The organism is Mesorhizobium sp. B4-1-4 (genome assembly GCF_006439395.2).
Lineage (GTDB): Bacteria > Pseudomonadota > Alphaproteobacteria > Rhizobiales > Rhizobiaceae > Mesorhizobium.
The window spans coordinates 1,513,061-1,536,165 of the sequence record NZ_CP083950.1; the positions used below are offsets into that span (position 1 = coordinate 1,513,061).

Genomic DNA, 23,105 nt, shown 5'->3' on the forward strand with positions numbered 1-23,105 from the left:
GTACCAACGAATAAATCCGCCGGAATGATTCGCTAACCGCCTGTCGGGGGCGTACAGTCCCATTGTCGCCGGCCAGAACATGGGCACCGGCGCTTGAGAGCGTCCATCATACTCCCGCCCCTCGATGGGAGTCGCATTGTGGACAACGATCATTCCGCCGATGTGATTTCGACTTTTGACTGCAATATCCTGCGCGACGCCTTCAGAACATCGGTCATCGAAAATCGGATCCCTGAGGATCAATGGCACGGATACGCCGCGCTTCTGATCCGCGACTATACCGGCAACTCCGATTTTGATTCGGCACTGCTGGCCTGGATCGTACGAAAGTAACCTTGTCGCCGTGCATAACTTGCCGGAGCGGACAGCTGCTCCGCGCTCGCTTTCATTTTTTGCCTGAAAGGACAATGAGCATGAGATACTTGAAAACCCCGGATGCTCCGGTCGTAACGATCGTGCCAATCGTCGAGGCCGCAAAAGTCCTATCGAAGCGGCTGACGATCAGAAGCGACGAAGCCGCAAGACGAAAGATCGCCGACACCGACGGCACGATGCGGCGGGCGCGTCACCTTGCTGAAAGCAACCGCCTGATTTAATGCGCCTACGTCGGCTTTGGATCAGGTCGAGCCTTCAAGGCACCCACGGTAAACGTCCGCTATCGCCCATCCGAAGACCTGAAGCTGCCCTTCCGCATCCGGCCCCGTTGCTGCCTGTCTTGAAGGCGCCCGATGTCAGTAGTTGAGCAGACCCTAGCCGCATCCCAAAAGCGGACATGCGACTTTGACTAAGCCCGCTTTGCTCCTATAGCAACCAAGTTAGTGCGGCAGCGCAATATGTGGGCGATGGGCCATATTCGGATCCATGCGTCGCCTTCAGGCCGACCAAGGATCCTCAACAATCTTCCAATACGAGTCCTTGCGAACCACCTCGCCCGCGCGAAAACTGTAAAAGTCACATCCTCGGACCTCGATCGTTTTTCCTTCGCGCGTAGTGCCCGTCAGCATCCATTTCGAAATCCCCGTGTTTGCCATCGCATCCACAAAATGCTCGGCGTCGCCGTAATGAACATCCGGCAAGCCTTCGAAGCGCGTGGAGAGCCCGTCTCGTACTTTACGTTTGCCCTCGAAGCGGGAGCCCCAAGGCTTGGTTCCCCTCGGCATCTCCAAGACACAATCCTCAGCAAAGAACTCCATGATGGAATCCAAGTCGTGCGAATTGAACGCTTCACACAGCGCAGTCAGCTTCGATCGAATGTCCATCTTTCTCTCCTTCAAGTTATCGAAGGGTACAATCACACAAGGACACACAGGTGAGTTGAAGGGCGCAACGAGGGTCTGGTCGAAGGCGACCTGGATGTAGGTTTCGTTGGGGGAACTGTCCTGGCCGAGAATAACCGCACCCCCGTCATGCCGTCATGGCCAATGATGCCCACTTCGCTCTACCGGCCGCCCGTTGGTCGGCAACGCGCCCATATTCGGACGTTGCGCAACCGAGACCTCCATCCCAAGATCTGACATGGTCTCACGCTCGACTCGACGCCGCTCTGCGCCGGAAATAAGCTCTGAACGGGCGATCTTGATCTCTTCCCACCCCGACGCCGTGGCTGGGGTGCGCTCGGAGCGCCACGATCTTAGCCTTCCCCGACGCTACTCGAGAGTGAGGTAAAGGTCGCGGCATCCACGGCCTTGCCAAAGAAAAATCCCTGTCCGAAGGGACAATTCATATCCCGCAGACGTTCGCAATCCTCGTCCGTTTCGATTCCCTCCGCCACAACACGAAATCCAAGTTCGTTCGATATCCTGATGATCGATTCGACAATGATCTGCTTGGAGCGGCTTTCTTGAAGCCCTGCGACGAAGGTGCGATCAATCTTGATCTCCGTAATAGGGAGCTCTTCCAGATAGCGCAGGTTCGCGTAGCCCGTCCCAAAGTCATCAATGGAGAGGCCAACCCCAAGCTGACGAAGATCCCTCATGATCGACAGCATTTCTCCAGAGCTTTCGACCATCAAGCTCTCCGTGAGCTCAAGGGTGATCCACGCGGGATTGACCCCGCGCTCGGACACCACCTCGTGAACGAATTGCGGCATATCGCGAAGCTTGAATTCGACGGCCGAGACGTTCATCGAGAACTTGAGCGCGGTCGCTCGGCCGTCGTTTGTCAATTGCGCATAGTCCACGATCGCCCGCAAACCGCGGGACCCAATGTCAAGTATCAAACCGGTGTCTTCGGCGTGCTCGATGAATTTGCCGGGCTGCTGGGTTCCGAATAGGCCGTGATGCCAGCGCAGCAAAGCCTCAGCGCCGACCAGAGTTCCGGTGTCCAGCGCGACCTGCGGCTGATAATAGAAGCCGAACTCGTCATTGGCCAATGCCTGCTGCATTTCGCGGGTCAGGCGTAGTCGATTACGAGCTTGTCGCTCATCCTCCGGTTTGAATTCGCGGACCTCAAGGAAAGCCGATGACTTTGACCTACGCAAGGCAACGCCGGCTTGGCGGACCAGGGTCATCGCGTCGGCCATTGGGGAACCGACGACATAGCCCAGGGCGAACCGCATGTTGATGGTGGCGCCGGCAACGACGAAGCTCTGTGACAGGACCGACCGGATCGTCGCATTGACGGTCTGGGCACTTTGGCCGGGCATTAGCGGATGCGCGACGCCAAATTCGTCTGAGCCGGTCCGCGAGACCACCGCAATGCCCGCTTTGGAGAGCCGCTGTGCAATCTGTTTCAGGACCTGATCACCTACGTCGTAGCCATAACCTTCGTTGATGTCATGGAAACCTGCCATGTCGATTTTGGAAATCAGGATCTGCTCCTGCCGGCCAATCAGGAGATTTCCAATTTCCTCGATAAAGGCATACCGATTGAGGGCGCCTGTCAGAAGATCCGAGCGTGCACTATGCTCGATCTGCTCCGCGGCATTTTTCCCCGCCGTCACGTTGCGGATCAACCCGATGTAATGCGTTGCCTCTTGGCCATCTGCACTTACCGGCACAAGCCGAAGATCATTCCAGAACAGCGTGCCGTCCTTGCGATAATTCTTCAAAGTGACGGATATGCTCGTCCGCCTCGCAATTGCCTCGCTAACAGCATGTATTTCAGGTTGGAGCCGGTCGCTACCTTGCAAAAAGCGGCAGTTTTTCCCGACTAGCTCATTGCTGACGTAACCTGTAATCTCTTGGAAGGCGCGGTTGACGTAAACTAGCGGGCAATCCTTGTCGCGCAGGTCACTAACGGCCACGCCGTCTCGTGAGAGGTCCGGCAGCCTGTTCGTGATCGTTTCCGGTAAGTGGTCGCGAAGCCAGTCCGAGCGTTCATTCGGTATCGAGGTGACTAGCGCGCCGAAACCGGCCTTGAATTTTGGTGGCATGGCTCACCTGCGAGACGTGTAGGTCCAGACAGAAATCGAGCCAGAAACTATCAGGCGGCCTCACACTTTCTACTGGGAGGAATCACAGGATGGATGGCCAGAAAATCATTTGGGCCGATCTTCACGCCAGCGTATCGACCCCAGTCTGCTGCGCGTAAAATGAGTACTCCGCTGGCAGGCTGGCGGAGTTTCCGAAGCTATGTCGGGGATGAACCTTCTTTTGTTCGTTCGCTAATCGCTCAGGACGATACGCAGCAGGTCGACGGTGCTCCTAGCCCCAGTCTTCCTAATTAGGTTTTCGCGGTGAAACTCGACGGTTCGGGGGGCGATGTTCAGGACGCGGGCGATCTCCTTGCTTGAGTGCCCTTTGGCGATTTGGGCCAGCACCATCCGCTCTCTTGACGTCAGTGCGTCATGTCCCGGAAAGGGGTTTGGCAGGATATCCGGCGCCCCGTTGAGCTTCCCGCCCTGCTGCTTTGATGGCCTGAGCTCAGGGGGCTCAAGAAACTCCCAATCATTGTTTTGCCTGATGATCGTGCCTTGATGGGCGCGCACAACCTCGAGAAGGTCCACGATCCCGCTTTTCGCCATGGAGTAAGTGCACAAGACGAGCATTTTCTGGCCGGCTACGGACCGGTCCAGGTCGCGCTCATATTCGCAAAACTTCTCCCAACGGTCGGTGCCAAGCCAGAATGCGTTCCCGCTGATCCGTATTCCGTCATAGCCTTTCGCCAATGCGTTCCGGAGCCTTTCGTTCCAGCTTTCGATAATCCGTTTCAGCTCAAACTCACCTCCGGGCGTGTACCATTCGGCAGCCTGCACGATCTCGATCTGACCGGCGGCTAAGCGTTTGTCGATATCGGGAAGCGATGCTCGCAACGCGTCCGCGGCGGCTTCTGCAGTGGTCGGATCGGAGATCGCCCATAGGCAGAACTCGTTGTTCTCCAGGCCCGCCTTAAAGTACGGGATATTGGCATCCAGCAGGTCTTGCGCGGTCTCATAGAAAACGCACATGTGCATGCCCCAGGAAGTCTCGCCAAGAGCGCTTATCCCCGATTTGCGCTGCGAGCCGGCTTCTTCGCCGTCATGCCATTCTGAAGAAAGGGAGTGCCTCTGGGTCATCGGAAAATCGCCTGCAGCACAGGCTTTGCCTCTCCTTAATCGCAGTAAATCGGGGTAAGCATGAGGCACTGGCAGCCATGTGATGAATCTCCAGATGGGTATCTCTTGCCCATCGTTCAAGTAGATTATATAGATGCCACTAAGCGATTGGACAGATTAATAGAGGGTGCCTCTTTGGAAGTTCGGCAGTTGCAGCATTTCCTCGCCGTGGCCGAGGAAAAGCACTTCACGAGGGCGGCGCAGCGCGTGAACATCGTGCAGTCGGCCCTTTCAAATTCGATCCGGTTGCTCGAGGAAGAACTCGACGTCAAGTTGTTTATTCGCAGCACGCGTCAAGTCAGGCTGACTGACGCTGGACGGATGTTGCTTGACAAGGCGAGGAGTGCGTTGGATTCCATCCGGGATGCGCGCGAGGCGGTGGCAGCTGTCCGCAATCTCGAACGAGGGACATTGAGCATCGGCACCGTCCAAAGTCTGCCGGCGTTTCTCGATCTGCCCTCGCTCATCGCAAAATTCCACACCTTGCATCCCGGCGTTGAGGTCAAACTGCGTCAAGGCAGCTCTTCGGAACTCATCGAAAGAATCAAAAACGGTCGTCTCGATCTGGCCTTTTTCCCGCTCAGCGAGTCACCAGCCGACATCAAGACTGATATGATTGCCTGCGAGCCCCTCGTCCTGGCATGTGCTGCAGGGCACCCCCTCGCGGGGGCGCAAGGGGTCTCTTTGGCCGCTCTGAAAGATGAGCCCTTTGTCGATTTCGAACCGGCTTGGGGGACACGAAGGCTGGTTGACCAGGCATTCTTCGGCGCCGGCATTGGCCGACACATTGCCTTCGAGGTCAGCGATCTTGAAACGCTCGTTGAGTTGGTAAGGCGAGGCATGGGCGTGGCTCTTCTGCCCGAAGCCGTCGCGGAAGCTCGCCGCGCCTCGTTGGGAATTGCTTGTCTCGCCGGCCCGGAGATTTGCTGGGAACTCGTGGTAGCCTATCAGACAGTCGAAGGCGACGATCAGCGACCGCCAGATCAAGCTGCGCGAGCCTTTCTGAAATTATTGGATATGTCATAGGATCGAACGAAGAGGTCGCAGTTACCATCCGGCGGCTCACTGTCCGGCTGTCCTGCCCCTGGAGACTGTAATCAGCATATCGAGGTGGAGCGACCGATGAGCTACTTGCGGGAATTCGGACGCCTTGGCGGACACGCCAAGCGCGGGGAGGCCGGAGTCGACCGGTATGTCCGACGTTGGGAGAAGGCGAGTGATCACGCCCCGGCCTGGATCGTTCGTGCCGAGGCGTAAGCATGGCGGTTGACGATCCGTTCGACCTGGCCCGCTTTCGTGCCGCACAGGAGCCGGTTTTCGAAGCAGCGGTGGCAGAGCTGCGCGCTGGCCACAAGCGTTCCCACTGGATCTGGTTCGTTTTCCCGCAGCTGCGCGGACTTGGGCACTCGCCGACCGCCCAGCTCTATGGAATCTCCTCCCAGGATGAAGCGCGGGCGTACCTCGCGGATGCCGTCCTTGGCCAACGCCTGCGTCATGCGACAGCGGCGGCTCTCAGTGTAAGCGGCCGCTCAGCACACGAGATCTTCGGCTCTCCAGACGATTTGAAGTTCCGGTCATCAATGACGCTATTTGGCGAAACCGCCGGCCTTGACGGCTCCATCTTCCACCAGGCGCTAGACCGGTTCTTTGGAGGTGAGCGTGACCAGCACACGCTGGACCTGCTCTGAACAGCGCGACGCATGCACCGGTCACGGTGATCCCCTGGCAGGCAGCGTCATTGCCGTCCAAGAGATCTTGGGGCTTGAAATCTTCGATGCCTGCCACGTAGCGAAGAAGCGTCTGATTTGCCAACAAGCGGAGCTCTGGCAGCTCTGCGCCCAATGTCAGTCATTGAGCAGACCATAGCCGCATCCGGAAAGCGGACATCCCAGTGAACGGCTACGTTAGCGGTTGCCGGCCGTCCAATCGAGGAACTAGACAAGTTTGTGTGAGGCCGCCCAGCACCGGTAGTCGGATTTTCAAGTCAAAACCAGAACTGAGGCCTAGTCGAAGCCATTAGCCCTGCGCCTCTTCCACCTGGGCCGCGTTCGCTATGCCCGGCTGGATCGCACGTCGGCATCCTCCCGGTGAGCCCAAACCGCTTGTATGATTCCAGGCTAATATATGCTACTCCTGCGACATGCGCGGACTGCTGGCACTTGGAATGCTGGTATTGGCGGCTACAACTGCAGCCGCAGGTGAGCCGTTGTTCGACTCCATCGCCGCTGGCGACAAGGGCGCCGTGGAGCAAGCCCTGGCAGGCGGTGCCGACGTCGACAGCCGGGCACGCGACCAGGCAACTCTCCTCATCGCTGCCGCGCTCGACAACCAGCCTGAAATCGCCGAATTCCTGGTGGGCAAGGGCGCTGACGTCATGGCGCGTAATTCGGGCGGCTTTACCCCGCTTCATGCGGCGGCCTTCTCGGGCAGCCTGCCGATCGCCAAGATGCTGCTGGAGAAAGGCGCGGTGCTCGACGATAACGCCAACAAGGCGGGCGCTACGCCGTTGTTGGTGGCCGGCGAGGAAAACAACCTTGAACTGGCCGAATTCCTTATCGCGAAAGGAGCCGATGTGAACCATCCCGAGGCTCATGGTTACATGCCGATAACGCGCGCATTCTGGAAGGGCAATACGGATATCTTACGACTGTTCAAACGCCATGGCGCTACCTGCCAAGCCAAGATCCTTGGCGAGGCGAACGCGGCGAAGTGCACCGAAATCCACGACTGACGGAGGATGCAGATGAGCACGATGATCAAGTTACGACTGGTTCAGAATCTGGGGGCGGCTGCCCTGGTCGCGGTAGCTGCCGTCGCCGGCGCGGGATCGGCCCGGGCCGACGATTCGGTAAACACCGGCTATTTCGGCGGTGTGGCGATCATGGGCTACGACACGGTCGCTTACTTCACCGACGGCAAGGCCGTGAAGGGCTCCGAAGAGTTCACCTATGAATGGTTGGGGACACCCTGGCATTTCGCCAGCAAGAAACACCAGGAAATGTTCATGAGCGAACCGGTCAAGTACGCCCCTCAATATGGCGGCTATTGTGCTGGCGAAGTCGTGGGCGGTGGGGTCACGATCAATGTCGATCCGGAAGCATTCAAGATTATCGACGGCAAGCTCTACCTTATCTACGACGTCGGCAATGCGGATGATTTCGCCGCGCACGCAGCTGAAAACATACCGCAAGCCGATGCCAACTGGCCGCAGGTCGCGGCCAATCTGGAGCTCGACAAGTATCACTGAGCCTAGAGCAATTCCAGGAAAAGTGTGATTGGTTTTCCGTCCGGAATTGCGTAATAACAAAAAGATGGAGCGTTCGCCGTTTCCGTGAAACGGTGAAATGCTCCAGGTTCGCCTACCTGACCACCGTGAAGTGAAACACCTTGCTTGTATTGGCATAGGAGTAGCCGTTGCCGGCTGCGCCATTGCGCCTGTAGACGGGACCGCAGTCGGGGCGTCCGAACAGGTTCTCGCTCTGCTCGCACAAGAGATCGCCATCGACGTAGACGGTCTCGGTGACCAGCCGCGTCGTCGTTCGGAAGGCCGCCTTGCCGTCGCTCCCGATTTGAAGGAAGGCTGGTTGGAGACCGGGTTCGATCTGGCCTTGCAATGTATGGCCAATGACGAGGGAAGCGATCTCAGCACCCTTCAACCGGTCGTGCTCGTCCGGGGTAAAGCCATAGCGCCATTGGGGTAGGCCTGCCTGCCGCAGTGCGTTGACGAGGATCGCCAGGTCCTGCGGGTTCCGGAAATGCGCATGAGTCATCTGCCATCCAGCCAAAGAGTCCACATAGCTGGACCCTGCTACGAGGTTGAGCCCAGCTGCGATTTCGGCTTTCGCATCCGGTAGACGGCCGCCGCGGACATACGCCGCAGCGAGTGTAAAGCGAAAGTTGCCAACTGTGGACGCATTGTCGCGGGTGCGTTCGAGAGTCTCGATCGCTTTATCGACATTCCCCTGGAGAAGAAAAACCAGCCCGGCAGTCTCCCTGTTGATAGCGGAGAGGTCGGGGTCGAGCCTGAGCGCTATCTCGACCGCTGCGGCTGCCTCGGCATAATTGCCGGCGCATAACTGAACATATCCAAGGGCTGCTTGCGCCTCTGCATCGCCCGGACCGATTGAAACAGCCTTCCTGGCAGAGGCAATCGCATCGTCGTAGCGGCGATTCACGACCTGCATGATACCGAGAATGGCATAGGGCGATGAAAGGTCCGGTTCGAGTTCCAAAGCCCGGCTCGCCTTCTCGTAGGCTCGCTTGCGCGCGGGCGCGCTCTGCATGATGTCGTTGAAGGCCTCGCGCCAGATATAGACTGTCGTGCGCGCGTCGGCCGCAAAGGCTTCTGCGAAGGCGGTGTCGAGCCCCTCCGCCTTTTCATAGAGCGCAAGCGCCTTCCGCAGACCGGCCAGCAGGCCGCTGCGTGACGCCGTCTCGGCTTGGAGATAGTAGTCGTAGGCCTCGAGATTGTTCGTCGGCGGGCGCGCCATGCGCTCACTCTCCGCTGCCGAAGCCCGGATGCCGAGCGCTTTGGCGATCTCCCCGCTCATCTCTTCCTGGACAGCAAACACGCCGGCCATGCCGCGGTCGAACCGGTTGGCCCACAGATTGTCACCCGTTGCCGTATCGATGAGCTGGGCGTTGAGACGGATCTGCTCGCCGGTGCGGCGGACGCTCCCCGTGACGACAAAGCGGACGCCAAGATCGCGCGCGACGTCCGCCAGCACCGCAGGCTTGTTCTTGTAGGCGAACACCGAGTTGCGCGCGATGACATCGAGACCGGAAAGCTTGGTAAGGTCGGTGATCAAATCCTCGGTGATGCCGTCTACAAAATAGTCCTGGCTCGGATCACCCCCAAGGTTTGTAAACGGCACTACGGCGACCGATGGTCGGTCGGCCCGGGAAGATGTCCTCGATTGCCACGCAAACAACCCTGCAAAGAGCACGACAAACAGGACCACGATTCCTGCAATCCCGATCGCCCGGGGGGATATCGGCCGGTGAACTGCCTGCTTGATTTTCCCTGCGGCCGCGGGATCCAGCAGCAGCCGATAGGCGCGAACCGGATCGGCGATGTTCTTGAGCCGCTGCTCGCCAAGGCTGGCAAAGCCGACATCAACCTTGTGGAAGGCATGATCGAATGCGGTTCCGGAGATGCAGACTCCGCCTGGCTCGGCCATAGCTTCAAGGCGCGCGGCGATGTTGACGCCATCGCCGTAGATGTCATTTTCCTCGACGATGACGTCGCCGAGATTGACGCCGATGCGAAACCGGATCTGCCGGGCATCAGCGGTGCCTTTGTTGCGATCGGCCATCCGGCGCTGAATCGCGGCAGCACACTGGACGGCATCGACGACGCTGGCGAACTCGACCAGCGCTCCGTCGCCCATGAGCTTGATAATGCGACCGTGGAATTCCTGGATCGCGGGGTCGACCAGTTCGCGACGGCAGCTTTTCAACCGCTCCAGCGTCCCGACCTCGTCCTCGCCCATGAGGCGGCTGTAGCCAACCACATCGGCAGCAAGGATTGCGGTGAGCCTTCGCTCCATACCTGCCTGCGCCCTCCCGGTCGATCACGCGGCTTTGCTGCAGCCTATTCCAGTCCCGCGTCGGACGCGAGCGTACGCAGCCGCTTTCCAGAGGATGCCGGCGTTACTCAGTCGATGTCTGCTTGGGGCGAACAGCGGCGGCTTGGCCCAGTGTCTTCGTTGGAGACGCCGAAATGCGGTTGGAATGACCGGTTCGGGTCAGCTCACGACGTCGGACCTTGGAGGTAAAACGTCCGCTATGGAGCTCGACAAGTATCCCTGAGACCAGGTCCGCCTACTGAACGACCGTGAAGTGAAACACCTTGCTTGAATTGACAAAGGAATAGCCGTTGCCGGCATGATCGCGGCGTCTGTAGACAGGTCCGCAGTCGGGGCGCCCGAACATATTCTCGCTCAACTCGCACAAAAGGTCGCCATCGACACGGATAGTCTCGGTGACCAGCCGCGTCGTCGAGCGGAAGGCTGCCTTGCCGTCGCTCCCGATCTGGAGGAAGGCTGGTTGGAGACCGGGTTCAAGCTGACCTTGCAACGTATGGCCCAGCACCAGCGAGGCGATCTCATCGCCCTTCAAGCGGTTGTGCTCGTCGCCGGTGAAGCCGAACGGCCATTCGGGCAAGCCCGCCTGCTGTAATGCGACGATGATCAGAGCCAAATCCTGCGGGTTACGGTACTGGGCACCGTTGAGCCGGTATGCGGACAATGAATCGAACCCCGGTGTCGACATCGCACCCATTCCCTCGGCGACCGCCGCCTTGGCATCCTGCAGGCGGCCGGCGCGGGCGTAGGCGGCACCAAGCGTGATCGTGAAATCTCCGACTGAGGGCGCATCGTCGCGGGTGCGTTCGAGCGCCTCGATCGCCCTGTCGTTGCTACCTTGAATGAGAAAGACCAGACCGGCAATTTGCCGGTTGATGGGTGAAAGGTTGGGATCGAGCCTGAGAGCTGTCTCGACCGCTTCGGTAGCCTCGGCATGATTGCCGGCGAACAGTTGCACGTATCCCAGAGCTATTTGCGTCTCGGCATCGCCGGGGCCAAGTGCGACGGCTCGCTCGACCGAAGCGATGGCTTCCTCGTAGCGGCGATCCACGACCTGCATGATGCCAAGAATCGCGTAAGGCGACGAAAGATCCGGATCGAGTTGCAGCGCACGGCTTGCCTTCTCATAAGCGCGCTTGCGCGCCGGCGCACTCTGCATGATGTCGTTGAACGATTCGCGCCAGATATAAACTGTCATGCTTGCATCAGCCGCGAAGGCTTCCGCGAAAGCGGGGTCGAGCTCCTCCGCCTTGTCGTAGAGCGTAAGCGCCTCCCGCAGCCCGTTGCGCCGACCGGTCCGTGCTGTCTGCTCGGCCCGAAGATAGAAGTCATAAGCTTCGAGGTTTTCCGTCGGCGGGCGCGCCATTCGTTCGCTCTCCGCTGCCGAAGCCCGGATGCCAAGCGCCTTGGCGATCTCGCCGCTCATCTCGTCCTGGACGGCAAACACGCCGTCCATGCCACGGTCGAATCGGTTGGCCCATAGATTGTCGCCCGTTGCCGTATCGATGAGCTGGGCGTTGAGGCGAATCTGCTCGCCGGTACGGCGGACGCTGCCCGAGACGACGAAGCGGACCCCAAGGTCGCGCGCGACGTCAGTCAGCGCCGGAGGCTTGTCCTTGTAGGCGAACACCGAGTTGCGCGCGATGACGTCGAGACCGGAAAGCTTGGTGAGATCGGTGATCAGATCTTCGGTGATGCCGTCAACGAAATAGTCCTGGCCTGGATCACCGCCAAGGTTTGCAAACGGCAGCACGGCAACCGATGGCCGCGATGGCACCGAGTATTTCTGCCAGGCAAAAATGCCGGCAATCGCGGCAATCGCCAAGGCGGCGACGCTCGCCAGGATTATGAAGCGTGGGCCTTGCCGGTGTGGTGTGGCCACGACCTTGCCAGAGGCTGCGGGATCGAGCAGCAGCCGATAGGCGCGAACCGGATCGGCGATGTTCTTGAGGCGTTGCTCGCCAAGGCTGGCAAAGCCGACGTCCACCTTGTGGACGGCATGATCGAACGCGGTCCCGGAGATGCAGATTCCGCCCGGCTCGGCCATTGCCTCAAGGCGCGCGGCGATGTTGACGCCATCGCCGTAGATGTCATTTTCCTCGACGATGACGTCGCCGAGATTGACGCCGATACGAAACCGGATGTGACGGGCACCGGCGGTACCTTGGTCACGGACAGCCATCCGGCGCTGAATCGTGGCAGCGCACTGGACGGCATCGACGACGCTGGCGAACTCGACCAGTGCCCCGTCGCCCATGAGTTTGATAATGCGACCGTGGAATTCCTTGATCGCAGGGTCGATCAACTCGCGGCGGCAGCTTTTCAGCCGTTCAAGCGTACCGACCTCATCCTCGCCCATGAGCGTGCTATATCCGACCACGTCGGCAGCAAGGATTGCGGTGAGCCGTCGCTCCATACGCTGGTGTCCCACCTCCAAGGGCAAAAGCTTGGCTTGAGAGCGTACTCTAGTACTACTTTGATTGCGAGCATGCTTGGCCCCTTGGGGCAGCGGGCAATGCAATCCGTCGGTTTCGCGGTCATTGCCCAGGTGGGGCAGTTCATAGCCAAAAATGGATGGCGCAGAACGATGCCCCGGGGTCACCCAACAAAGTTAAAAGGTCCGCTATCGTTTTCTCCTCACCAAAGCGGACTTACTGCTCGCGGCCCGAAGCCGCCGGACTGCAATGCGCCGCAAAGCAAACATTCGCTTCAGCCAGCCAATGCATAAAGCTCCCAGCCCTCGGGGATGCCTTTCATTTCCCGGTGACCGAGGAGCGTGAAGTCCAGCCCGGAGCCGACCGCGAGATCCTTCACGGTTCTGGAGGCAAGGATCGCGTTAGGCGCGGCTTCGGCCATGATGCGCGCTGTCAAATGGACCGCCAGACCGCTCAGGTCGTCGCCGCGGCGCTCGCACTCTCCGATGTGAACACCGGTGCGGAGCGCCAGCCCGAGAGACTTCGCGTCCCGCGCCAGCGCCTTTGCACATTCAATCGCCGGGGTTGGTCCCGCAAATGTGAGCAGATATCCATCGCCAGTGTGCTTGATCTTTTGCCCGCCGAGTGCGGCAACGCGTCGGCTGACGTTGAAATCGAGTTGCTCGAGTATCGACCGCCATCGCTCATCCCCCACGGCGCTCAGGGTCTTGGTCGAGTCGACGATGTCGGTCATCAGCAACGTCATGAGCGCGCGTTCGGGTTTTGCGGTCGTCCGTGTACCTGTGACGAACTCTTCGACCTGCCCGATCAGCTCGTCCTGGTCGCCGTAAAAGGGGACGTGGTCGTCGCCCGGCAACAGGCGAAACTCGGCGCCTGGAATATGTTCGGCAAGATAGCGCCCTTCATCCACTGCGCGCCAGCGGTCGCCGGCGCGATGGAGAACGAGGCTCGGCACATGTATGGCGGGGAGGATAGCGCGAATGTCGATTTCGTAGTTGAGCCGGTCAATCAGCTCGGCGGCGTGCGGGCTGGCTGAAAATCGAAGGTAGGCAGCAAACCAGCTCTGAACCACGGGGTCGCCCGCCACGCTCGGCGCACCGTCGTCTAAGTCGAACGGCCGACCCCAGTTGTCCAGGAGCGACGCCACGTATTTCTCGATTTCCTCGTCGGTCCGCCCCCAGGGATAGTCGGCCGCCCATTTGCTTCGGGCAAAACAGCCATACAGAACCAGCGCACTCACCCTCTCGGGATAGGTGGCCGCAAACAGCGAAGTCATGTTTCCGCCCTCTGAAACTCCGAAGAGCGCCGCCTGCTTCGATCCGACGGCATCGAGCACCGCATTGATGTCCTCGGTCCTTTGTTCGAGCGTCGGAAAGCCGACGTTTCGATCGGACATTCCCGTACCGCGTTTGTCGAAGAAGATTAGACGGGAAAAGCGGCTGAGACCGGTGAGAAATCGAGCGTATTCGGGACTCTCCCAAGCGTACTCGACGTTGCTGAGCCAGCCTTGAGCATAAAGCAGATCCGTCGGACCGTCGCCGACCACCTGATAAGCGATGGTGACGTCGCCGCATCGGGCATAGCGGGTCTCCGGTCTTTGCATGGCGCCTGACAAATCGATTGCGTAATCGCATCGCTAGGCATTACCGAGGCAGATGCGAAGCTCGCCGCTCAAGATACTGAACTTTGGCAATGAGGGGAATGTCGGCTTCGGGGTCAAATCCAAGACCTTTGTCCTATCGGTTCGAACGTCCGCTATTCGCTTCGCGGACGCCATAAGCTGCCAGTCCGCCTCCGGCCCCATAGCGAACTCCGCGTCCCGTCATGGGGCGCTGCAGCCTAAAATTAGCTCTTTACTCGGCATCGCCCGGGTACGTCGCCTCGAGGGTCACGATCTGCCGCCCTCTCCAACCCCGTGCTCGAGCTGACGGCGGGCAGCGACGGGCGGTGTCAGTCGAGCCCGGCTACGCGTAATCCTTTGATATAGCGCGCGCGATCCTTTTCGTGGATGATGGGGTGGTATTTCTCGACCCAATCCACGGACACGGATGGATGTAGGCGCCGCGTTTGTGACAGCGCGTGGGTGGCGGCCGCGTGATCGCCCGCCATGCCTGCGGAGGCGGCGTAGGTGCGCCAAGCCGTCCCGAAATTCTGCCTGAGATCCACAGCGCGCCGCTCGAACTCGGCTGCCTCGACATAACGCCCCGCCATGAAATGACAGAGGCCGGTGACGGAAAGGCTGCCCGCCTGCGTGAAGTCGCGCGGGCTGAGCCGGTCGGCAAGCGCGACATGGTGCAGACCGTCGTCGGGCATGCCGGCATAGGCATAGTTCGATCCAAGGATCATGTGCGCGTAGGCGAGGCTCGGATTGAGGGTGATCGCCTCAGATAGGGCTTTAACGGCAGGATCGAAACGGCGCGAGGCCATATACACGAAGCCCGCGGCGAAGTGCGTCCAAGGGTCCTCCGGATCGCTGCGGATCGCCCGTTGCGCCATGTCGTGGGCAGTCGGCAAGGTGGCTTCGGCATCAGCCAGTCCAAGCATCACCTTTGCGCCGAGGCCCCAGGCTACCAGGCAGTTGGCACGTGGATAGTCGGGGTCGATGTCGATAGCTTTTTTCAGCAGCCGCTCGGCGATCTCGAAATCCGGCATCGAACCCCAGGTCCAGACATAGGGCATAGCCTTCATGACGAACCCCCAGGCGTCTAGGCTGCCGGGTGACCGGCTCTGGAAACGCTCCTGCTCGGCCACGTAGAGCCTGGGCTCGATGGCACCGATCACGCTTTGGGCGATCTCGTCCTGCAGCGCGAAGAAATCGGCGATTTCCGCATCATAACGCTCCGCCCAGATCTGGCGCCCGGTGTTGGCGTCGCTCAACCTGGCATTGATCCTGAGCCGCTGTCCGGAACGGCGCACGCTTCCATCGAGCACATAGCGCACGCCAAGTTCGCGCCCGATATGCTTCACGTCGACCGCTTTACCGCCATAGGTAAAGGAAGAGTTGCGGGCCGAAACGAAGAGCCAGCGCAGCCGCGCAAGCCGAGTGATGATGTCTTCGGCGAGACCGTCGCCGAAATATTGCTGCTCGCTGTCGTCGCTAAGATTCGCAAAGGGCAGCACGGCGATGGAGGGCCCAGCCTCCTCGTTGTCGGATGGGGTCGAGGTCGCGTCAAGGAACTCCACCGCGCCGCCGAAGCGGTAGCCGATCCGCGGTATGGTCGCGATCCACTCGGCATCGTCGGACGCCCGCCCAAGCAGTTTGCGCAGCAATGCGATCTGGACGGAGAGGTTGCTCTCCTCGACCGTCGCGCGCGGCCAAGCCGCGTCCATGAGCTCCGCTTTTGACAGAACTTCCCCAGCTCGCATCACCAGCGCTGCCAGCAGCAACACACCGCGATAGCCGACGGGAACGGGAAGGCCTTGCCGGACCAGCGTTCCTGCCTCCGGATTGAGCTCGAACGGGCCGAAGGCGAAACGCTTCCCCATCATGGAACAAACTAACATCTTTTTGGAGCTTTTCGGAACTTTTCGGCCATCGCCCCGCGACCTTGCCGCGCGCCGGATTCACCCTGACAAGGTGTTTCGAGACAGGAGAGCCGAAAATGTCCGCTGTTGTTTTCGACCGTATCGGGTTTGGGACCGAGACCACTCAGGTAACCCCAGTGAGCACTCCACGCCCCCGCGATCAAGAATTTCGCGTAGCGCTCGACCGCTATATAGCTGCCTATATCGCCGATCAGAAGCGCCGAACCGAGGGCGGGAATGCGGCTTCGCAACTCGATGGGGAATGATGCGGGATCACGCTATCGGCCACCGTCCTTCGTTCGCAAGTCACCTGCGCAACTATGGCTAATATGATGGACATTAATTTAATTCGTTGACGGCTTTTGCCTCGCGTATTGGCTCCAGAAGGTTTGCGCCTTGCGCCCGCCTGTCGAGCATCTGCTATCCCAACATTTGAAGGACCAGCTGCAGGATAGGGGCAGTGACGTCCCTCCTATTTCGAGGCGGATAACGGGGCACAGGCGTTCCTCGATCATGACGGCGAGATGGAAAGGGGGATGGCTTTCGCCATCACCCATCAGACGTCTCCCTCTGTGGCACGCCAGCCTATTCGAGAAGATCGGGGTGTTGCCTGAGGATGCGCTGCCAGAGCGGCTGGCATTGAAACCAGCCTGCGGTCGGCGTTCCGTTCACCGCGCGAGCGGCTCGGGCATTGGCCGGATCGACCTGCAGCGGCGTCCCCACGCTCTCGGCGAGGAACTGCGCCTGGCAACAGCGTTCCATTGAAATGAACCACCAGACTGCTTCGTCGACAGTTTCACCGACCGTAAGCAGACCGTGATTGCGCAGGATCGCCGCTTTGTGGGCACCAAGGCCCCCGGCGATCCGGGCCGCCTCGCTTGCCTCGGTGACCAGCACCCGCGTGTCATTGAAGAAGATGTGATCCTCATAGAACGCGCAGGCGTCTTGCGTGATCGGATCGAGCAGCCGGCCCACCGCCGACCACGCCTTGCCATAGATGGAGTGGGCGTGGGCGGCCGCGACGACATCCGGCCGCGCGGCATGGATCTGATGGTGAATGGCGAATGCGGCTACATTGACTGGCATCGTGCCCTCGATCACATCGCCTGAGCAGTCGACGCGGATGAGGTCCGAGACGGTGATATGTGCGAAATGCATGCCGAACGGATTAACCCAGAATGTTTCGGTGAATTCCGGATCACGTGCCGTGATATGTCCGGCAACGCCTTCGCTGAAGCCCAACTCCGCGAATATGCGGAAGCCGGCAGCGAGCCGCTCCTTTCGGTGTTGCCGCTCCTGCTCCAGGGTTTCGAAGCGCGGCGGCCCGCGCCGTTTGAAAAACGGTTCATAGGCCTGCTGTTTGCCGATGGCCAAACCGCATTCAGTGTCTGGAATTGACTTGACGACGTCCATGGCGCGCCCTCCTTGGGGTTCTGCACCGTCGGCATGACGGCACGCCTCAGATTGGGGAAGCTTCTCGCACGCGTCTCGAAGGCTGCATCATTTGTTCCGAATTCTTCCGAATGGATGCCAAAAAGAGTCGAGTGTCGCGGCAATGATCCGAATTTGCCTGGTGCTGGACATGGAGCTCAATCCGATCGAGCAGGCTTCGCCAATGTCAAGCACTGGACGCGCTTCCAGTTATGTTGTTCCGGGTCGGCGGCTATTCCCAGTCAACCTCGAAAAGCCGACAGTCTGCAATCGGCCGTCTGCGGCGATTTCGAGATCGGTCGATGGCTGGACTGCTTTGTGCCGACGGTCGACGCGCCATATCGTCCGAAAGAGACCAGAGTGCGTCTGACGCTAACTTGGCCGACCGATCCACCTCACGATTTCATAGGCAGGCATCGGGCGGCGAAAACCCTTCAGCGTCAGATCGCCAACAAGAACGGATTCGGCCAGCGACTCGACAGCGCCGACGACGCGTTGGCTGACGAGAATCTGGCGGGATTTGGCCTCCTCGCATAATCGGGCAGCATGATTCGACACAGTGCCGATGACGGCATAGTCCGAGCGCTGATCAAAACCGATGCGCCCGATGGTTGCGTGGCCCCTAGCAATGCCGATCCCGAAGCCCAGCAAATAGTCCCGCTTGCGCCATCGCTCCGAATGCTCGTCAATCGCGTCTCGCATCGCAGCAGCCATTGAGACGGCTCGCTCGCTGTGGTCGGCGCACGGCAGCGGATCGTTGAAAACCACGACGATACCGTCGCCCACGAACCGTTCGAGAGTTCCCTCGTGGCGGACGATTTGCTCACCAAGACAGGAATGATACTCGGCAAGAACTGTCATGACTTCTTCGGGCTCGGCGGTCTCGGCGAAGGCCGTAAAGCCGCGCAAATCGCAGAAAACGACGGTCACCTCGCGACGGTGACTTTGCAGAAGCGCGTCGCCATTTCCTGCCGCAACGATTAGGTCGGCGACCTGCGCGGGCAGAAATCGTCGGAGCCGGCCCATTCGCTCGATCTCGGTCACCTGTTCCGCCACGGTCTGTTCGAGTGAGCGGTTCAAATCGGAAAGCTGTGCGGCTTGGTCCTCAAGGCGTTTGGTTTGGCTCGCGACAGTGTCGTGAAGCGCCTTCTGGCGCAACATCGACCGCACCCGCGCTAGCAGCGCCCTGTGCTCGAAGGGCTTTGTCAGATAGTCGTCGCCGCCGGCGTCCAGGCCCTCGATCACGTCGCGCGTGTCGGCTTTCGCGGTGACGAGGATGACCGGAATCGCCTGCAAGGCGATGTCCTGCTTGAGCATGCGCACCACGCTGATGCCGTCCAGCTTCGGCATCATGATGTCGAGAAGGATCAGATCTGGTGTGAGTTCGCGGGTCTTCGCAAGTCCCTCTTCGCCATCCGCGGCCGTCACCACTTCATAGCCATTCGCCTCGAGCCGCATGCGCAGGATCTCGAGATTTTCCGGGGTATCGTCGACCGCGAGAATGCGAGGCGGATCGTGCAAGGCACTGTCTCCCCTCAGGAAAGGAACCCGCGAATCTCAGAAAGCAGCTGGCGCGGACTGAATGGCTTGGCAATGTAACCATCGCACCCAGCAGCAAGGGCTTTTGCCTCGTCGCCCGACAGTGCGTAGGAGGTGACGGCGATAATCGGAATGTGCCGGAGCGCCGGGTCGGCCTTGATGCGGCGGGCCGCTTCATACCCATCGATCACCGGAAGCTGAATGTCCATAAGGATCAGGTCCGGCCTGTGCGCTCCGGCTGCAGCGATGCCGGCGGCGCCGTCCGCCGCCTCGATCAGTTCGTATTCGGTGGTGGCAATGAGATCGCGGATGATCTGGCGGTTGTCCTCGGTATCTTCCACCATCAGGATTCGTTTGCTCATGCGGCCCTCACTTCCTCATTCACCCGGATTGGTACCTTCAGACGGAATGTCGACCCTGACCCGATCACGGACTCGACGTCTATGGTCCCACCATGCATTTCCACGATGCGCTTCGAGATCGCCAGGCCCAGCCCTGTGCCACCCTTCTGCCTGGTGCTGCTGTTGTCGACCTGCTGGAATTCTTCGAAGATGAGAGCCTGGTCCTTGGACGCGATGCCGGGACCGGTGTCTCGGACGGTGATCTCGAAGTGCCCGTCGACCGCATCGGCAAGAATGTCGACCGCACCCGTTTCGGTGAACTTGACGGCATTGCCTGCAAGATTGAGCAGGACCTGTGTCAAACGGCGTTCGTCCCCGCGGCCGAATGGAAGGTTCTCGGCAACAGTCGTTGAAAGCTCAAGACCCTTCGTTCGTGCCAGCGGCTCGACAGCCGTAATGGTCGATCGAACAATCTGCGCGACGGAGTAGTCCTCGATCGCCAGCGTGAGCTGGCCGGCTTCGATCTTGGAAAGGTCGAGTACGTCGTTGATGAGCCCGAGGAGATGACGGCCGTTTGCCTGCACGCGCGCGACGGTGGTCTTTGCCCTGTCCGGGAGTTCGCCGTAGATGCCGTCGACCAGCAGTTCTGTGAAGCCCAAGACCGAATTGAGCGGTGTCCTGAGCTCGTGGCTCATATTCGCCAGGAACTGGGACTTGTGGCGGCTGGCTGCCTCCAGCTCCCGGCCTTTCTCCTCGATCTCGCGGAACAGCTTGGCATTCTGGATCGCGAGCACCGATTGGGCTGCGAAGGTCTCCAGCAGGTGCACGACCTGCTCATCGAAGGCACCTGGCTTGTGGCGCCTGACGACCAGTGCACCGACGATTTTGTTGGGCCTCAGCAGCGGAACGATCAGGATACCGCGATATCCGGCGTCGACGATCGTCTTTCTCACAAGGAAGGATGAGGTCTCCTCGCTGAGGTCGGGAAACTGCACCGGCATGCAGCGCCCGGGCGCGTCGCCGATCCCCATGTCGGCCAGCCCGATCGTCTGGTGCGAGACTGCGGCGATAAGCTCATCGCTCATACCGAAGTTTGCGCGCGGACGGAATTGCTGCCGCGTGCTGCTGAACACGTAGATGGTGCCAGCATCCGTCTCCGACAACTGGACCGCTTTGGCGACGATCGTCTTCAGCACCGTGTCGAGATCCAGCGTCGAATTGACCGCCTTGCTGACGTCCCCAAGCGCCTCCAGTTCGCCGACTGAGCGTGCAAGCTCGGCCGTGCGCGCCTGCACCTCTTGATACAGTCGCCCCAGCCGCTCGGATGTCTGGTTGACGTTGTCCGCAAGTGCTCCCAGTTCGTCGCGGTTGGGGACGACAACCCGTTGGGCGAAGTCGCCGGCCGCAATTTGGCTGAGACGCGTCTCGATCTTCTTCACCGGTTCGATCAACGACCAGGAGATGATGTAGCCAAGCCCTAGCGCCAGCAGGATGCTGCCCACTGCAAAGGAGACCACAATCAGTCGAGAAGTGCCGTACGCTCCCTCGGTCGTTTCGATCGCCGCCACCATGTCGGCTTCGGCCATGTTGACCAACTGGTTCGTCAGCCGCTCGAGGCGATCCGCCGACGGCATGATCTCATCCAGCTGAACCTTGCGCGCCTCTTCCATGCGACCGGCGCGAAAAAGTTGCACAACGTGCGTCACGCCGGCCGCGAGTCGTTCGTACTCTTGCCTGACCTGGCCAAGCACTTCCACCTCGGCTTTGGCGACGAATTCCATGCGATCGAGGTCGTAGCCGAACTGATTGAGCTGGCGCAACGCCGCATCCAGCATCCGCTCGTCCTGAAGCAGAAGTGCGGTCGAGATGCCGTAGAGCTGGTTCGTGGTGTCGTGCTGGACCTGGCGATAGGCCGCGATCCGGCGCTGCAGCTTGATCAGCTCGTTTGTTTGATCATTGACCCCACTCAGCACCTGCAACCCGACGGCCCCGAGCACGATCAACAGGCCGACAATCGACAGGAACGCGATCAAGAGCTTGGTCTGGACGCGCGCCGGCAGCCGGGCAACCCAGCCAACGAGCCGGTTCGTTATGCTATTTGGATTCGTCCAAGAGGCTGAGAAGATCACCCCGGAACTCCTCCAAGTCGAACCGGACGCCAAGATATTGTACTCGCAACATGCCATCGGGGTCTACGAGCGACGTCAATAAGGTATGGTCGACATCTCCGTTCGCCGCCTTCTTCGCGATCACCCCATATTGCCGTCCAACCTCATGGACAGTCGCAGGGTCGCCGGTAAGAAACGACCAGCCCTTCAGATCGGCGCCGAAATTCTGCGCATATTCCTTCAACACGTCGGGTGTATCGCGCTCCGGGTCGACGGTGATCGAAACGAAGGCGATTTTGGGTCCGAATGTCGAGCCCAGCTTCTCCTGCACGCTGGCCATATAGGCGGTCAGCATCGGGCACACGTCGGTACAGTACGTGTAGATGAATGCAATGGCGACCACCTTGCCGCGGAAGTCCTGCAGCGACACCGGCTTGCGGTCCTGTGATATCAGCGTGAAATCCGGTGCAGCGCCCATCATCGGCAGGCGCTCGCTGTCCTTGGCGTGCTTTGACGCTTCGTGCGCAGAGGTGTGCACGGGCGCTGCGACGAGGGCGAGGAGCAGCAACGCGCGCGTCGGCCAGCGGCTCACGTCTTCATCTCGCGCTTGAGCTCCTTAAGGAAACGCCAGTCGGTGCCGCGGTCCAGGACCTCCTGTGGCCTCATCGTGACCGCATTTGTCTCCTGCATACGCAGCGCATAGAAACGCAGGGAGTCCTCGGGGTCATATTCGCGCCATTTGTCATAGCGTATGTCGGAACGGATAGCCTGAAGCGTGTAGTCGCTGGCGTAGCCTGTATCGACCGCACTTTTCGCAACCACTTCCGGATTGGTTATGCAGAGGTCCACGGCCTTGAGTAGGGCGCGCATGACTCGTTTAGTCGCCAGCGGGTAACGTCCTAAGTAATCTGTGGTGCTCGCGAGCATGCAACAAAAATACTGCGACCATGGTTTGTCGATCGCCGTGCTGACAAGTACATGGCCCAGCTTTCGCTCGCGCGCCTGCTGGGGCGTGGGCGGTCCGCCGATGAACGCATCGATCTTACCCTCCGCGAGGCTTTGAACCGCATCGGGGGTTACGAGAGTTTCAAAATCCTTTGCCGGATCAAGGCCGACGTAGGAAGACATCACATTAAGCAACAGATACTGGATGGTGGTGCCATCCACTCCTACTGTCTTACCCTTCAGATCAGGGATGCCAACGACCCGATCGTTTGCGATCAGCTCAAGACAGCCTACATGCAAGCCGGTCAAGACTTTTATCGGCGCGCCTTTTGCGATGTTAAGCACATGCGCGAGCGGGTAGTTCCAGTCGAAGTCGATCTCGCCGTGGCCGATCCAGTCCGACGAATCCGGGCCGGTGCCCGAAGACACGAACTCAACGTCGGTCAAGCCTTCGGCATGCAGAAGCTCGGTGGCCGCATACATCGGCGATTGGCAGTCCGAGACCTTGGCGAACACCGGGAGGCGCACGGTGGTCGTCTCGAGTCGGATCTTATCGGCGGACGAATTCTGGCCGCTTGCAAATGCCGCTGTGCCGAGCGCGGTCAAGCCAGCAAGGAAATTGCGACGGGTCTGGATTATCGGCATGTCACGTCTCCTTCGCT

Annotated in this window: 20 protein-coding genes; 7 read left to right on the plus strand and 13 right to left on the minus strand. The window is 59.9% G+C overall.

Features of this window, described 5'->3' with window-relative positions; genetic code table 11:
- Positions 1-138 precede the first annotated feature (138 nt).
- Positions 139-333, plus strand: a complete 195-nt coding sequence (locus FJW03_RS07310) for a hypothetical protein (RefSeq protein ID WP_140762041.1) — start codon at positions 139-141, stop codon at positions 331-333.
- A gap of 80 nt (positions 334-413) precedes the next feature.
- Entirely contained in the window at positions 414-596 is a 183-nt protein-coding gene (locus FJW03_RS07315) for a hypothetical protein (protein WP_140762038.1), read from the plus strand.
- Between the two features lie 276 nt (positions 597-872).
- On the opposite strand, the gene FJW03_RS07320 is transcribed toward FJW03_RS07315, so the two are convergent.
- The 3 genes from FJW03_RS07320 to FJW03_RS07330 form a co-directional block, all read right to left on the minus strand.
- The gene (locus FJW03_RS07320) at positions 873-1,259 is read right to left on the minus strand and encodes a nuclear transport factor 2 family protein (RefSeq protein ID WP_140762036.1); all 387 of its coding nucleotides are present in this window, start codon (positions 1,257-1,259) and stop codon (positions 873-875) included.
- 371 nt (positions 1,260-1,630) lie between these two features.
- A complete protein-coding gene (locus tag FJW03_RS07325; protein ID WP_140762033.1) occupies positions 1,631-3,373 on the minus strand; it encodes a putative bifunctional diguanylate cyclase/phosphodiesterase in 1,743 nt (580 codons plus the stop codon).
- A 231-nt stretch (positions 3,374-3,604) separates the two neighbouring features.
- Complete coding sequence (locus FJW03_RS07330; protein ID WP_140762031.1) at positions 3,605-4,495, minus strand: MEDS domain-containing protein; 891 nt, start codon at positions 4,493-4,495, stop codon at positions 3,605-3,607.
- 189 nt (positions 4,496-4,684) lie between these two features.
- Here FJW03_RS07330 and FJW03_RS07335 point away from each other — a divergent pair, with 189 nt between their 5' ends.
- The 4 genes from FJW03_RS07335 (at position 4,685) to FJW03_RS07350 (ending at position 7,781) form a co-directional block, all read left to right on the plus strand.
- Positions 4,685-5,560, plus strand: coding sequence for a LysR substrate-binding domain-containing protein (locus FJW03_RS07335; protein WP_226890609.1), 876 nt, complete (start codon positions 4,685-4,687; stop codon positions 5,558-5,560).
- A gap of 233 nt (positions 5,561-5,793) precedes the next feature.
- Positions 5,794-6,222 carry a DUF1810 domain-containing protein gene (locus FJW03_RS07340; RefSeq protein WP_140762025.1) on the plus strand — a complete coding sequence of 143 codons (429 nt, stop codon included), beginning with the start codon at positions 5,794-5,796 and terminating at the stop codon, positions 6,220-6,222.
- 452 nt (positions 6,223-6,674) lie between these two features.
- A complete protein-coding gene (locus FJW03_RS07345) occupies positions 6,675-7,265 on the plus strand; it encodes an ankyrin repeat domain-containing protein (protein WP_140762023.1) in 591 nt (196 codons plus the stop codon).
- Between the two features lie 12 nt (positions 7,266-7,277).
- On the plus strand, positions 7,278-7,781 hold the full coding sequence (locus FJW03_RS07350; RefSeq protein WP_181173191.1) for a YHS domain-containing (seleno)protein: 504 nt from the start codon (positions 7,278-7,280) through the stop codon (positions 7,779-7,781).
- 112 nt (positions 7,782-7,893) lie between these two features.
- On the opposite strand, the gene FJW03_RS07355 is transcribed toward FJW03_RS07350, so the two are convergent.
- The 4 genes from FJW03_RS07355 to FJW03_RS07370 form a co-directional block, all read right to left on the minus strand.
- Entirely contained in the window at positions 7,894-10,083 is a 2,190-nt protein-coding gene (locus tag FJW03_RS07355; protein ID WP_140762020.1) for an adenylate/guanylate cyclase domain-containing protein, read from the minus strand.
- A 274-nt stretch (positions 10,084-10,357) separates the two neighbouring features.
- The gene (locus tag FJW03_RS07360; protein ID WP_140762017.1) at positions 10,358-12,535 is read right to left on the minus strand and encodes an adenylate/guanylate cyclase domain-containing protein; all 2,178 of its coding nucleotides are present in this window, start codon (positions 12,533-12,535) and stop codon (positions 10,358-10,360) included.
- 293 nt (positions 12,536-12,828) lie between these two features.
- Positions 12,829-14,157, minus strand: a complete 1,329-nt coding sequence (locus FJW03_RS07365; RefSeq protein WP_140762014.1) for an adenylate/guanylate cyclase domain-containing protein — start codon at positions 14,155-14,157, stop codon at positions 12,829-12,831.
- A 347-nt stretch (positions 14,158-14,504) separates the two neighbouring features.
- The gene (locus FJW03_RS07370) at positions 14,505-15,944 is read right to left on the minus strand and encodes a winged helix-turn-helix domain-containing tetratricopeptide repeat protein (protein ID WP_181173190.1); all 1,440 of its coding nucleotides are present in this window, start codon (positions 15,942-15,944) and stop codon (positions 14,505-14,507) included.
- 212 nt (positions 15,945-16,156) lie between these two features.
- On the opposite strand from FJW03_RS07370, the gene FJW03_RS07375 reads away from it, so the two are divergent.
- Positions 16,157-16,345: a hypothetical protein gene (locus FJW03_RS07375; RefSeq protein ID WP_226890610.1), complete on the plus strand. Its 189-nt coding sequence runs from the start codon at positions 16,157-16,159 to the stop codon at positions 16,343-16,345.
- Positions 16,346-16,664: 319 nt separating this feature from the next.
- Here FJW03_RS07375 and FJW03_RS07380 read toward each other — a convergent pair whose 3' ends face one another.
- The 6 genes from FJW03_RS07380 to FJW03_RS07405 all read right to left on the minus strand — a co-directional run bounded on the left by FJW03_RS07380 (position 16,665) and on the right by FJW03_RS07405 (position 23,088).
- Complete coding sequence (locus FJW03_RS07380; protein ID WP_140762008.1) at positions 16,665-17,492, minus strand: class II aldolase/adducin family protein; 828 nt, start codon at positions 17,490-17,492, stop codon at positions 16,665-16,667.
- Between the two features lie 390 nt (positions 17,493-17,882).
- Entirely contained in the window at positions 17,883-19,031 is a 1,149-nt protein-coding gene (locus FJW03_RS07385) for an adenylate/guanylate cyclase domain-containing protein (RefSeq protein ID WP_140762005.1), read from the minus strand.
- Positions 19,032-19,045: 14 nt separating this feature from the next.
- On the minus strand, positions 19,046-19,411 hold the full coding sequence (locus FJW03_RS07390; protein ID WP_140762002.1) for a response regulator: 366 nt from the start codon (positions 19,409-19,411) through the stop codon (positions 19,046-19,048).
- Positions 19,408-21,423: an ATP-binding protein gene (locus tag FJW03_RS07395; protein WP_181173189.1), complete on the minus strand. Its 2,016-nt coding sequence runs from the start codon at positions 21,421-21,423 to the stop codon at positions 19,408-19,410. The genes FJW03_RS07390 and FJW03_RS07395 overlap by 4 nt, the downstream gene beginning before the upstream one ends.
- 61 nt (positions 21,424-21,484) lie before the next feature.
- Positions 21,485-22,090, minus strand: a complete 606-nt coding sequence (locus tag FJW03_RS07400) for an SCO family protein (protein WP_140761988.1) — start codon at positions 22,088-22,090, stop codon at positions 21,485-21,487.
- A complete protein-coding gene (locus tag FJW03_RS07405) occupies positions 22,087-23,088 on the minus strand; it encodes an ABC transporter substrate-binding protein (protein ID WP_140761985.1) in 1,002 nt (333 codons plus the stop codon). Before FJW03_RS07405 ends, FJW03_RS07400 begins: the two co-directional genes overlap by 4 nt.
- Positions 23,089-23,105 lie beyond the last annotated feature (17 nt).

Excerpts from the sequence above, each read along its gene's own strand:
- FJW03_RS07355 (WP_140762020.1), bottom strand. The coding sequence starts at position 10,083 with ATGGAGCGAAGGCTCACCGCAATCCTTGCTGCCGATGTGGTTGGCTAC.
- FJW03_RS07320 (WP_140762036.1), bottom strand. The coding sequence starts at position 1,259 with ATGGACATTCGATCGAAGCTGACTGCGCTGTGTGAAGCGTTCAATTCG.
- FJW03_RS07345 (WP_140762023.1), top strand. The coding sequence starts at position 6,675 with ATGCGCGGACTGCTGGCACTTGGAATGCTGGTATTGGCGGCTACAACT.
- FJW03_RS07350 (WP_181173191.1), top strand. The coding sequence starts at position 7,278 with ATGAGCACGATGATCAAGTTACGACTGGTTCAGAATCTGGGGGCGGCT.
- FJW03_RS07325 (WP_140762033.1), bottom strand. The coding sequence starts at position 3,373 with ATGCCACCAAAATTCAAGGCCGGTTTCGGCGCGCTAGTCACCTCGATA.
- FJW03_RS07390 (WP_140762002.1), bottom strand. The coding sequence starts at position 19,411 with ATGAGCAAACGAATCCTGATGGTGGAAGATACCGAGGACAACCGCCAG.
- FJW03_RS07405 (WP_140761985.1), bottom strand. The coding sequence starts at position 23,088 with ATGCCGATAATCCAGACCCGTCGCAATTTCCTTGCTGGCTTGACCGCG.
- FJW03_RS07365 (WP_140762014.1), bottom strand. The coding sequence starts at position 14,157 with ATGCAAAGACCGGAGACCCGCTATGCCCGATGCGGCGACGTCACCATC.
- FJW03_RS07360 (WP_140762017.1), bottom strand. The coding sequence starts at position 12,535 with ATGGAGCGACGGCTCACCGCAATCCTTGCTGCCGACGTGGTCGGATAT.
- FJW03_RS07340 (WP_140762025.1), top strand. The coding sequence starts at position 5,794 with ATGGCGGTTGACGATCCGTTCGACCTGGCCCGCTTTCGTGCCGCACAG.
- FJW03_RS07375 (WP_226890610.1), top strand. The coding sequence starts at position 16,157 with ATGTCCGCTGTTGTTTTCGACCGTATCGGGTTTGGGACCGAGACCACT.
- FJW03_RS07380 (WP_140762008.1), bottom strand. The coding sequence starts at position 17,492 with ATGGACGTCGTCAAGTCAATTCCAGACACTGAATGCGGTTTGGCCATC.
- FJW03_RS07330 (WP_140762031.1), bottom strand. The coding sequence starts at position 4,495 with ATGACCCAGAGGCACTCCCTTTCTTCAGAATGGCATGACGGCGAAGAA.
- FJW03_RS07315 (WP_140762038.1), top strand. The coding sequence starts at position 414 with ATGAGATACTTGAAAACCCCGGATGCTCCGGTCGTAACGATCGTGCCA.